Genomic DNA, 11,382 nt, shown 5'->3' on the forward strand with positions numbered 1-11,382 from the left:
GGCCCCCCCCGGCTCCGGGGGGCCCCCGCGTTGGGGGGGGGGGGGGCGCCCCGGGGGGGCCCCCCCCCCCCCCCCGGCCCAGGCCGGGGTCAGCTCAGGCCCGGACCGTCGACAGATAGCGCTCCAGCGCCTCCACCACCAGCGCGTGGTCCTCGGCCTGCGGCAGCCCCGAGACCGCGACCGCGCCGATGACGCCCGTGCCCGTCACATGGATGGGGAAGGCGCCCCCGTGCGCCGCGTACCGGTCGGGGTCGAGGCGTGAGGACTCCTCGAAGCTGCTGCCCTTGGCGCGGAAACGGGTGCCGACCAGGAAAGAGCTCGCCGCGTAGCGCTCGACGACCCGGCACTTGCGCTCCAGCCAGGCGTCGTTGTCCGGGGAGGTACCCGGCAGGGCGCGGTGGAAGAGGCGCTGCCCGGCCCGCTGGATGCCGATCGTCACGGCGGCGCCGCGCTCCTGGGCCAGGTCGGCGATGAGGCAGCCGAGCCGCCAGGCGTCGTCGTTGTCGAAGCGGGGCAGCCGCAGCCGGCGCTCCTGCTCCTCCAGCTCCGCCACGAGGGATATCGCGTCGGTGTGGTCGCTCATGCGGGGACCTCGATCCGGACGGTACGGCGCTCCGCGGCCGCCACCCGGGCCGCCTCCAGCACATGCAGGGTGGCCGCGGCCTCGGCGGCGGTGACCGGCGGCGGGGTGCCGTCGCGGAGGGCGACGGCGACGGCGGCGTAGTACGCGGGGTAGTCGCCCCGGAGGGTCTCCACCGGGACGCCGCCGCCGGTCGTCGGGGATTCCCCCGCGCCCAGCCGGCCCCAGTCGCCCTCCGGTTCGGCGCCCCATGCGACGGAGGGGTCGCCGGGGCGCAGCCCCTCGCGCAGGGCGGCCTCCTGCGGGTCGAGGCCGTACTTCACATAGCCCGACTCACTGCCCAGCACCCGGAAGCGCGGGCCGAGCTGGGCGGTGGTCGCGCTCATCCACAGATGGGAGCGGACCCCGCCGGTGTGGGTGAGGGCGATGAAGGTGTCGTCGTCGGTCTGTGCCCCGGGGCGGCGCACATCGACCTCGGCGTAGACGGACTCGACCGGGCCGAAGAGGGTGAGCGCCTGGTCGACCAGATGGCTGCCCAGGTCGTACAGCAGTCCGCCGACCTCGGCCGGGTCGCCGGACTCCCGCCAGCCGCCCTTGAGCTGCGGCCGCCACCGCTCGAAGCGGGATTCGAAGCGCTGCACCTCGCCCAGCGCGCCCTCGGCGAGCAGCTTGCGGAGGGTGCGGAAGTCGTTGTCCCAGCGGCGGTTCTGGAAGACGGTCAGCAGCAGCCCGCGGGCCTCGGCGAGCGCGCCCAGCTCCTCGGCCTCGGCGGCGGTCGCGGCCAGCGGCTTGTCCACGACGGTCGGCAGCCCGGCCTCGAGGGCGGTGCGGGCGAGCGGGACATGGGTGCGGTTGGGGGAGGCGATGACGATCAGGTCCAGCTCATCCGCTCGGGCCCACAGGTCATCGGCGGAGTCCACGAGCCGGACGTCGGGGAACTCGGCGCGCGCCTGCCGCTGCCGCTCCGGGCTGGAGGTGACGATGGTGTCGAGGACCAGCCCCTCGGTGGCCGCGATCAAGGGGGCGTGGAAGACGGATCCGGCCAGGCCGTAGCCGATCAGTCCCACTCGGGTGGTGCTGCTGTCATCGGTGGCATCCATGAAGGCCACTTTGGCAACAGTGTTGCCAAAGTGCAAGCGGTGGCCACAATGGAGGGGTGAACAGCACGATGTCCGGAGCGGCCGGGCCCGGAGCCAATCTGACCGCCCTGCGCAGCCACAACGCGGCACTCGTCCTGCGACTGCTGCGGGACGCGGGCGAGGACGGCGTCAGTCGGCCGGAGCTGGCCGGACGCACCGGTCTCACCCCCCAGGCCGTCAGCAAGATCACGGCCCGGCTGAGGGCGGAGGGGCTGCTGACGGAGGCCGGTCAGCGCGCCTCGACCGGCGGCAAACCGCCCACCGTGCTCCGGCTGGTCCCGGACGCCCGCCATGCGATCGGGCTCCAGCTCGACCGCGACGAGGTGACGGCGGTCCTGGTCGACCTCGCGGGCACCTCGGTCGCGGCCCGCTCGGCCCCCTTCGACTTCGGCGCCCCCGCTGAGGAGGCGCTCGCGGCGGCCACGGCCGAGGTCAGGGCGCTCCTCGCGGACGCGGCGGCAGGCGGCGCGGTGGGCGGAACGGCGGGCGGCGGCATCGAGGCGGGCGGCGGTAGCGGCTTGGCGGCAGGCGGCCGGCTGCTCGGCGTCGGCGTCGCCGCGCCCGGACCGCTCGACCACGGCTCGGGCGTGCTGCACCGCGTCACCGGCTTCCCCCAGTGGGACGGCTTCCCGCTGCGCGACGCACTCGCCGAGCGGCTCGCCCTCCCCGTCGTCCTCGACAAGGACACCAACGCCGCGGCGCTCGGGCTGGTGACCGCCGGGAGCGCCGAGTCGGCCGCGTACCTCCACCTGGGCACCGGCCTGGGCGCCGGTCTGGTGCTCGGCGGGGATGTGTACCGGGGGGCGCGGACCGACGCGGGGGAGTTCGGGCACCAGGTGATACACCTCGACGGGCCGCCCTGCGAGTGCGGCAACAACGGCTGTCTGGAGGCGCTGTGCCTCGCGGCCGCCGCGCGTGGCGACCGTACGGACGCCGCGCGGCTGCTCGGCATCGGCGCGACCAACCTCGTACGGCTCCTCGACATCGACCGGGTGCTCCTGGGCGGCCGGATGGTGCTGGCCGACCCCGAGCCGTACGTGCGCGGTGTGGCCACGATGATCGCCGAGGACTCCGCCCGCGCCAGCCGCCCCCCGGTCTCCGTGGACGTCGTGGAGCGGGGCGAGCGGGCCGTCGTCGAGGGCGCCGCCCGACTGGTGCTCGCACCGCTGTTCGCACTGGGCTGATCGAGGGGGATCCTGACCGCCAGTCGGGGGCAATCCGGGCCTGGTGCGGTGTGTCGGCGTGCGGACGCGGAATGTAGCGGAGTGCTCGGGGAAAACCGCAGCACAGCAGAGGTCACTCATGCGCTTGCCCACCGCACTGTCCCTACGAGCTGTCCTTCCGGCGGCCGCGCTCGCGTTCGCCCCGGCCCTCTATGGAGTCCCGGCGTACGCCGCCGAGGCCGAGCCCGCCGCCTGCGGGGACCGGAACGCCTCCGACTTTCCGATCGAAGCCCATCTGAGCGGCGGGCCGGACCAGTACGCCCTGGGCGGCGGCTGGCGCGGCTGGCACCTCGAACTGCGCAACGCCACGGACACCGGCTGCCGCGCCATCCACCCCATCGCCGTCCTGGTCGACCAGGCCCATCAACTGCGGCCCCGCCATATCGGCTTCGAGTTCCTGGACCCCTCCGCGGACGGCGGCGCCACCTGGCGGACCGTCTCCTTCCAGACCACGGACGAGGACGAGAACATCGGGGTCTTCGACGACCACTTCAAGGGCTTCACCGTGCCCGCGCACAAGACCGTCGACGTCCAGGTGCGCACGCGCTTCACCGCGGACGCGCCCGAGGGGCCGGTGACGGCCAACGCGATCGCCGTACAGCGGCGCGCGGACGACGGCGACTGGGTGGGGCAGTCAAACGACTACGTCTTCCGCATCGGCGGGACGGCGACGGCTACGGGTACGGGTACGAGTACGAGTTCGGGTACGAGTTCGGGTATGGGTACGGGTACGGGTACGGGTACGGGTACGGGTACGGGTACGGGTACGGGTACGGGTTCGGATGCGGATGCCGGTACTGCGGGCACCGGCACCGGCACCGGAACTGGAACCACGGGCCCGGACGCCGGAACGCGTACGAGGGCGGCCACGCGCTCCGGCGGGCTTACGGAGGCCGGGACGGATACCGGTGCCGACGCCGGAGCCGTCACCGACGGGGACGCCGAGACGAAGCCCGCTCCGGAACCGACCAGCCGCTCCAAGCGCCCCACGGCCACGCCGAGCCGAACGTCCGAGGAGACCGCCTCGGCCGCGCCGAGCCGGAAGCCGAGCACCACCAGAAGTCCTGGCGCGACCCATAAGGAGAGCAGCCCGGCCGCGGTGCCGCCCCGCGCCGACAGCGACGTTGATGCCGACACGGAGGCGGGCGCCGACGTCGGCGCGGAGGCCGACATCGACTCCGATCCCAGCGCCGAAGAGGACACCGGGACCGGAGCGGATACCGATACCGATACGGATTCCGAGTTGGGCGCGGATGTCGATACGGACATGGACACCGACCTCGGGGCGGACCCGGACACGGACCCGGACACGGGCTCGGACTCAAGCGCGGACGCCGATACGGGTACCGACACCGAGGCGGGTAATGACACCGGCACCGACACCGGTACCGACCTCGATGAGGGCCTGGACGCCGACGCCGACACCGACCTCGGCACGGAGACCGATCCCGGCACCGACGTGGGGACCGACCTCGGCACCGACACCGGACTGGGCACGGAGACCGACGACCCCAACGCCGAAACCGACTCCGACGCTGAAACCGGACGCGAGCCCCAGGCCGAGCCCAGCACCGGTACCGGCACCGGCAGTGACGGCCGTCACGAGGAGGACGGCGGCCACGAGCGCGAGCACGAGCGGATGCCCGAACTCGCCGCGACGGGCCGTCACACCGCCCTGCTCGCGGGGCTCGGCGTCATCAGCGCCGCGCTCGTGACCTGCGGGACCGTCCTCGTGGTGAGGTCCCGGCGCTCGGGGGTCTGAAGCCCCGGCGCCCGGACGCCCTCACATCGTCCGACGCATGTACGAACTACTGGCCCCGGGGCCCCTCGCCCCGGCGGCGCAGTTCGTCGTCGACCTTGTCCGAGCCGGACTGGACCTGCTCCGAGTACTTGCCGCCGGTCTTCTTGTCCGCGGTCTCGGCTCCCTTACGGGCGCCCTTCCGAGCCTTGTCCGGGTTCTTGCTGATCGCGCCCTTGAGCTTGTCCATCATGCCCATCGCGGCCTCCTTACGGTCCGGCCTTACGGTCCGGCTCGTTCCACGGAGGGGCGGATTCCGCCCCTTCCCCAGGATCAGACACGTGTGCGGATCTGTCGCGCTGGGACGGAGCGCGAACGGACGGCGAACGGACCGTGCTCCGGAACACAGGGCGGTCTCCCCAGCGCTTTCCCCGGTTAGGCTGAGGTCGTCGCAGAGGTCGATTCCGAGCGGAGAGCAACCAGTGGCAGAGCGCAAGCCGATCGAGTCATGGCTCACCGACATGGACGGTGTGCTGATGCACGAGGGCATACCGGTGCCCGGTGCCGACGCCTTCATCAAGCGGCTGCGCGAATCGGACACGCCCTTCCTGGTGCTCACCAACAACTCCATCTACACCCCGCGCGACCTCCATGCCCGGCTGTCCCGTATCGGGCTGGACGTTCCGGTGGCCAACATCTGGACGTCGGCGCTGGCCAGCGCCCAGTTCCTGGACGAGCAGCGCCCCGGCGGCACCGCGTATGTCATCGGCGAGGCGGGGCTGACCACCGCGCTGCACGACATCGGCTACGTCCTTACGGATGTCGAGCCGGACTATGTGGTGCTCGGTGAGACCCGTACGTACAGCTTCGAGGCGCTCACCAAGGCCATCCGGCTGATCAATGACGGTGCGCGGTTCATCGCCACCAACCCCGATGAGATCGGCCCCTCCGCCGAGGGCGCGCTGCCCGCCACCGGCTCAGTGGCCGCGCTGATCACCAAGGCCACCGGCCAGGAGCCCTACTTCGTCGGCAAGCCCAACCCGCTGATGATGCGGTCCGGGCTGAACGCGATCGGCGCCCACTCCGAGTCCAGCGCGATGATCGGCGACCGGATGGACACGGATGTGCGGGCCGGGCTCGAGGCCGGTATGGAGACCTTCCTGGTGCTCACCGGGGTGACCAAGGCGGGAGAGGTGGATCGGTATCCGTACCGCCCGTCCACCGTCGTCGATTCCGTCGCGGACCTCGTGGAACGCGTCGCATGACCCGCCGGTGGGCGCAGGCATGACCCGCCGGAGAGCGTCGGCATGACCCGCCCGTGACCCCTGGCATGACCCGCCGGTGAGCCCTGTGCCCCGGATGGCGCAGTAGGCGCCCGCAGCGGATGCGGGGCCCTGCCGGGCGCGTGAGCCTCTTGGTATCGGGAGGTTTCACCATGCGCATTGTCGCACTCACTCTCTGTAGCGCAGCATGCGCCGCCGTGGCGGTGGTGACGGCCGCGGCTCCGGCCCTCGCCGAGCAGCGCCACTCCGCCACCACCACGATCCGGATCAGTCCGCGGGCCCTCGCCCCCGGCGCCGAGGTCGAGGTCTGGGCCTTCGGCTGCCCGGACCGGGTGGCCACCGCCTCGTCACCGGTGTTCGTGGACGACGCGGAGCTGACGCCCGAGGGGGACGCGCTCTTCAGCGAGGCGACGATCCGCTCGACGGCGGCCAAGGGGGCGCACCGGGTCACCCTGGACTGCGCGGCCGGCGGCCTCGTACGCGAGAACGGAACGGGCGCGGACGGAACGGGCGTGGACGGCGCGGGCGCGGACGGAACGGGTGTGGACGGCGCGGGCGCGGACGGACAAGGCGACGCGGACCGGGTCGCCCTCGCCGTGGAGCGCCCGCCCTCGCCCGTCGCCCCCGTCCGCGCCGGTGGGGGCGGCACCGCGCCCGACGAGGCGCGACCACGCGACGACATCGGCGCCGCGGAGGCGTACGGCCTGGTGCTCTCCGGCGGTACGGCCGTGGCCGTCGGCGGCCTCGCGGTCCACCGCCGCCGCCATCCCTGCCGCGCCGCGAGCTGATCCCCATGGATCTGGACACCGAGATGGACGGAAACGACGGACACATGGACGGCATCGGGAATCGCTTCTCCGGCCTCGGGCGGCTGGCCATCGGACTCGCCTGGGCGGCACTGCTGCTGGGCCTGTGGATGTGGGGCCGGGACACGACGGAGGGGCCGGGTGGTCCGGCGCCCATGACCGGGGACGTGGCCGCGGTCGGGCGGCCGTCCGCCCATCCGCTGCCCCCGGCACACGCGCCGCTGGCCTCCGCCCGGCCGAAGCGGGTCGTGATCGAGGCGGCGGGGGTCCGCGCCCCCGTCGTCGCCAGCGGCCTGGACCGCGACGGGGCCGTGAAACCCCCGCCCTTCAGCGCCCCCGGCACCGTCGGCTGGTACCGCGCCGGCCCCGAGCCCGGCTCCCCGGGCGCCGCCTTGCTGGTCGGCCACCTGGACACGAAGAGCAAACCGGCGGTCTTCCACGAGCTGAGCGACCTCAAGCGGGGGGAGCGGGTGCGGGTCGCGCGATCGGACGGTACGACGGCGGAGTTCACGGTCGAGGACGTCGAGGTGGTGCCGGAGAAGCACTTCGACGCGCGACGGGTGTACGGGTCGCGGTCCCATGACCGCGCGGAGCTGCGGCTGATTACGTGCGGGGGCAAGTACAACCGCTCGACCCGGAGGTACTCGGCGAACGTCGTCGTCTCGGCCTACCTGACGGGCACGACGGGCTCCCCTGGCAACGTGTCGGCAGGCAGCCGTAATGCCCCGCACTAGTCGGTGCGGCGGGGTGGGCGCCTGCGGCGGGCAAAGCCCCCACCCCGCCCCTTCCCGAAACCAGGAGGCTCCGCCCCCTGCACCCCCACCCGGGGCCCCGCCCCGCCCCCCGTTCGGGGCTCCGCGTGGGGCTTCGCCCCAGGACCCCGACCCGGGGTTGCGCCCAGGGCTCCGCGTGGGGCTTCGCCCCTGCATCCCGACCCGGGGCTGCGGCTCCCCGGCCCCCGTTGGGGGCTCTGTCCCAGGGCCCGTACGGGGTTGCGTCCTGGGCCCCGTTGGGGGCTGCGCCCGGGGCTCCGCGTGGGGCTTCGCCTCTGCATCCCGACCCGGGGCTGCGGCTCCCCGGCCCCGCACGGGGCTGCGCCCCGGGTCCCGCACGGGGCTGCGCCCCAGACCCGTTCGGGGCTCCGCCCCAGACCCCGCGTGGGGGCTTCGCCCCCGCAGCTCCACCCGGGGCGCGGCCCCAAACCCCGCTGGGGGCTCCGCCCCCTGCACCCCCGGGGCTGCGCCCCCAACCTCCACCCGGGGCTGCGCCCCCAACCCCCACCCGGGGCTGCGCCCCCAACCCCCACCCGGGGTCCCGCCCCAACCCCCACCCGGGGTCCCGCCCCGAACCCCACCCGGGGCGGGGCCCGTGCCCCCCGCACCGGGCTGCGTCGAGCCGCAGCCACCGCGGGCGTACGGGCGAAAGGGTGGGTGGGTTGGGGATGAGGGCACGGTGGTTCGGGGTGGTGTGTAAGGATTGATTCGACCGGTCTTGTCCCGCCGGGGGAGCGCCGTTTGTTCCCCGGAGCGTGCGCCCAAGGGGGAGTGGATGTACGGCAGTCGCGCCGGCCGTTCGCGTCACGTTGCCCGTACTCACTCCGGCGCCCGCAGCCGTATTCGTGTGGTCTCCGTCGCCGGGGCGCTCTTGTCGTGTGTCGTGGTCTCCGGTTGCTTCGGGGCCTCGAAGGGGGGCAGTGACCATGCCTCGGTCGCCAGGGAGCCGAAACAGCGGCCCAAGTCCACGATCCCCTATTGGGTGAATCCGGATGGCAGCGCGGCGCGCCAGGTCGCGGCGTACCGGAAGAGGGGCGAGGACGGCGAGGCCAGGCTGATGGAGAAGATCGCGGAGCAGCCCGTCGCGGAGTGGCTGGGGGTGGATGACCCGGAGGGGCAGGCGCGGGGGTTCACCGCGGCCGCGGATCAGGCGCACCGGGATGCGCTGCTGGTCTTCTACAACATCCCGCACCGTGACTGCGGGCAGTATTCCAAGGGTGGCGCGGCCGATGGCGACGCCTATCGCGCCTGGCTGGACAAGACGGTCCGGGGGATCGGCGACCGCCGGGCGACGGTCATCCTGGAGCCGGACGCGCTGCCGCATGTGGTGGACGGCTGTACGCCCAAGCGGTTCCTCGAGGAGCGGTACGACTTACTGACCGGCGCTGTGGACAAGCTCAAGGGGCTGCCGCGCACCAAGGTCTATCTGGACGCCGGAAACCCTCACTGGATCAAGGACCCGCGCCGGCTGGTCGAGCCGCTGAAGCGGGCCGGTATCCGTAAGGCCGACGGCTTCGCGCTGAACACCTCCAACTACCAGACGACCCAGGAGAACCGGGCGTACGGCAAGCGGTTGTCCGCGCTGATCGGCGGCAAGCCCTTCGTGATCGACACCAGCCGTAACGGCAATGGCCCGGCCCCGGGTAAGAACGACCCGCAGGCGTGGTGCAATCCGAAGGGCCGGGCGCTGGGCGAGCGGCCGACCGTCGACACCGGGGACAAGCGGATCGACGCCTATCTGTGGATCAAGCGTCCGGGCGAGTCGGACGGTACCTGCAAGGGCGGTCCCACCGCGGGTCGGTGGTGGCCCCGGTACGCGCTCGATCTCGCCCGTAACGCCGACCGTAAGGACAGCTAGCCAAGGCCGGCAGTCAAGCGGCTGTCACTTCTTCTTCGGGTTCTTCGGGACGGACACCTTCACCCACACCGCCTTCGACGGCGTCCCCTGGTCGTCCACCGCGTTGAGCATGTACCACCCCGGCGGCACCACGGACGAGTCCTTCGGCAGGGTCACCGTCACCCCGTCCTTCGCCCGGGTGAAGTCGAGCGCGATCGACCGCTGCTCGACATTGGTCACATGGGTGAAGGAGCCGGGCCGGATCAGCCGCATTTTGGTGATCGCCGATGCGTATGCGGTCCGGTAGGTGGTCTTCCCGCCGAGCTTGACCGTCCTGGGCGCGGTGTCGGCGAGCTTCGGACGGGAGTCGCGGAAGAGATACGGCGGGGTGTAGAGGTCGATCTGCTGCTGGAACTCACCCGGTGTGGTGTTGGCCTTGTCGGCGAAGAGCGAGTCCGAGCCGAAGGTCATGACCCGGCCGTCCGGCAGGAGCAGCGCCCCCGAGTGGTAGTTGCGGCCCACCAGCGGATCGGCCACCGCGCGCGCGGTGTTGCTCTTCGGGTTGTAGAGCTCGGCCTTCAGCACATTGGTGGCGCCGCGGCCCCGGTAGTCGCCCGAGCCGTTCGTGGTCAGAACGGTGTCATCGGGCAGGATCACACTGCTCGGATAGCGCGCCTTCGCGTACAGATCCGGGCCATCGCGGAACCGCGGCTTATCGGCGTGCAGATCGACGATCCGGGTCTTCGCCGAGGACTTGGGGTCCTCGCCGACCCCGCCCCCGCCCTGCACCATGTACCGCTGGTCCTGCGCGGGCGGCAGCAGCACGGACATCGACGTCTCCAGGGCGTCCGAGTCGCTGATCCCCGGGATCACATCGAACCGATTGGTCTTCAGGTCCCAGATCCCGGGCGTGCGGCCCTTGTCGTCCGGGCCGTATCCGGCGTTCGAGCCGGTGTAGAAGATCCGGCCCTTGTCGGTCAGGAACAGCGCGGGGTAGGTCGGGAAGAAGCGCTTCTTGGGCAGGTACTTCCACTTGTTGGTCTTGGGGTCGTAGATCTCGTTCTTCCCCGGCACCACCTGGCCGATCGCGTCCAGCCCGGAGACCGCGAGCACCTTGCCGTCCTGGAGGGGGGTCAGGGTCGGGTACCAGCGGGCCTCGTTCATCGGATCGACCGGGACATACCGCTCGGCCTCCGGGTCGAACTCATACGCCTGCTTGATGCCCTGGAAGTCCTTCTTGTCGAACGACAGCTTCTGGGCGATCCCGTAGAAGTTCCGCTTGTCCTTTCCCTTCAGCCCGGAGATCCGGTAATTGTCCTCGGTGCCGGTCTGGTACTTCTTTCCCTTGCGCAGCGCCTCCACATAGACCCGCGCCGTGCTCGCGATGACGGTGACCTTCCCCTTGCGATTGTTGCTCTTCTTCGCGCGCGGAACGAGAATCGGGTCCTTGGACTCGAAGGTCTTGCCGTTCTCCTTCCCCGTGAAGCGGGTCCCGGCGGGGAGGGTCTTCGGCTTATCGGGGCTCTCGTTGTGGACGAACATCAGTCCGCCCGCCTTCTCGACATTGCCCCTGAGCTTCTCATAGCGCTGGGTACCGCCCGCCACCAGCAGCTTTCCATCCGGGAGCTGGCTGTGCCCGGAGCAGAAGAGGTCCTTGGGGGTGGGAATGTTGGTGAAGGTGTTCTTCTCCGGGTCCCATAGGACGCTGCGGAAGGATTTGGCGGCGAAATTCTTGGCGTTGTTCCCGGAGCCGGCCACCAGCAGCACCTTGCCGGTGTGCAGCAGGGCGGCGTGGATCGTATTGATCCGGTATGCCTCGGGGACATCGACCACATCCCAGTGGCCGTTTTCCGCCTTGTACTCCGGTTGGTTGATTCTGTACGCGTGGTACTTGTCCGAGCTGAAACGGTAGAGGGCCGGGCCGTTCATCCCGGCTAGCACGGTGATCGCCGCCGCACCGATCCCGAAGCGGCGGGTGCGGCGACTCGGTCGGTACTTCACTT

At 71.8% G+C, this 11,382-nt stretch carries 10 protein-coding genes; 6 read left to right on the forward strand and 4 right to left on the reverse strand.

The window, feature by feature from the left end; genetic code table 11:
- Positions 1-94 precede the first annotated feature (94 nt).
- Both ACFXB5_RS33400 and ACFXB5_RS33405 read right to left on the reverse strand, forming a co-directional pair.
- Positions 95-583 (reverse strand): heme-degrading domain-containing protein, encoded by a 489-nt coding sequence (locus tag ACFXB5_RS33400; protein ID WP_385214976.1) that lies wholly within the window; start codon positions 581-583, stop codon positions 95-97.
- Entirely contained in the window at positions 580-1,680 is a 1,101-nt protein-coding gene (locus ACFXB5_RS33405; protein WP_385214979.1) for a Gfo/Idh/MocA family oxidoreductase, read from the reverse strand. The genes ACFXB5_RS33400 and ACFXB5_RS33405 overlap by 4 nt, the downstream gene beginning before the upstream one ends.
- 68 nt (positions 1,681-1,748) lie before the next feature.
- On the opposite strand from ACFXB5_RS33405, the gene ACFXB5_RS33410 reads away from it, so the two are divergent.
- Both ACFXB5_RS33410 and ACFXB5_RS33415 read left to right on the forward strand, forming a co-directional pair.
- Positions 1,749-2,903 carry an ROK family protein gene (locus tag ACFXB5_RS33410; protein ID WP_385215049.1) on the forward strand — a complete coding sequence of 385 codons (1,155 nt, stop codon included), beginning with the start codon at positions 1,749-1,751 and terminating at the stop codon, positions 2,901-2,903.
- Between the two features lie 118 nt (positions 2,904-3,021).
- Complete coding sequence (locus tag ACFXB5_RS33415) at positions 3,022-4,704, forward strand: hypothetical protein (RefSeq protein WP_385214982.1); 1,683 nt, start codon at positions 3,022-3,024, stop codon at positions 4,702-4,704.
- 46 nt (positions 4,705-4,750) lie between these two features.
- Here the strand turns inward: ACFXB5_RS33415 and ACFXB5_RS33420 are convergent, their stop codons facing one another.
- Positions 4,751-4,939, reverse strand: a complete 189-nt coding sequence (locus tag ACFXB5_RS33420; RefSeq protein ID WP_385214983.1) for an antitoxin — start codon at positions 4,937-4,939, stop codon at positions 4,751-4,753.
- A 223-nt stretch (positions 4,940-5,162) separates the two neighbouring features.
- On the opposite strand from ACFXB5_RS33420, the gene ACFXB5_RS33425 reads away from it, so the two are divergent.
- The 4 genes from ACFXB5_RS33425 to ACFXB5_RS33440 all read left to right on the forward strand — a co-directional run bounded on the left by ACFXB5_RS33425 (position 5,163) and on the right by ACFXB5_RS33440 (position 9,400).
- Positions 5,163-5,945, forward strand: coding sequence for an HAD-IIA family hydrolase (locus ACFXB5_RS33425; protein WP_385214986.1), 783 nt, complete (start codon positions 5,163-5,165; stop codon positions 5,943-5,945).
- 170 nt (positions 5,946-6,115) lie between these two features.
- Entirely contained in the window at positions 6,116-6,751 is a 636-nt protein-coding gene (locus tag ACFXB5_RS33430; protein ID WP_385214989.1) for a hypothetical protein, read from the forward strand.
- 5 nt (positions 6,752-6,756) lie between these two features.
- Positions 6,757-7,503 (forward strand): class F sortase, encoded by a 747-nt coding sequence (locus ACFXB5_RS33435; RefSeq protein ID WP_385214990.1) that lies wholly within the window; start codon positions 6,757-6,759, stop codon positions 7,501-7,503.
- Between the two features lie 814 nt (positions 7,504-8,317).
- Positions 8,318-9,400 (forward strand): glycoside hydrolase family 6 protein, encoded by a 1,083-nt coding sequence (locus tag ACFXB5_RS33440; RefSeq protein ID WP_385214993.1) that lies wholly within the window; start codon positions 8,318-8,320, stop codon positions 9,398-9,400.
- Between the two features lie 24 nt (positions 9,401-9,424).
- Here ACFXB5_RS33440 and ACFXB5_RS33445 read toward each other — a convergent pair whose 3' ends face one another.
- The gene (locus ACFXB5_RS33445) at positions 9,425-11,380 is read right to left on the reverse strand and encodes a galactose oxidase-like domain-containing protein (RefSeq protein ID WP_385214995.1); all 1,956 of its coding nucleotides are present in this window, start codon (positions 11,378-11,380) and stop codon (positions 9,425-9,427) included.
- Between the last annotated feature and the right edge of the window lie 2 nt (positions 11,381-11,382).

The organism is Streptomyces sp. NPDC059455, from assembly GCF_042750115.1.
Classification (GTDB): Bacteria; Actinomycetota; Actinomycetes; order Streptomycetales; family Streptomycetaceae; genus Streptomyces; species Streptomyces endocoffeicus.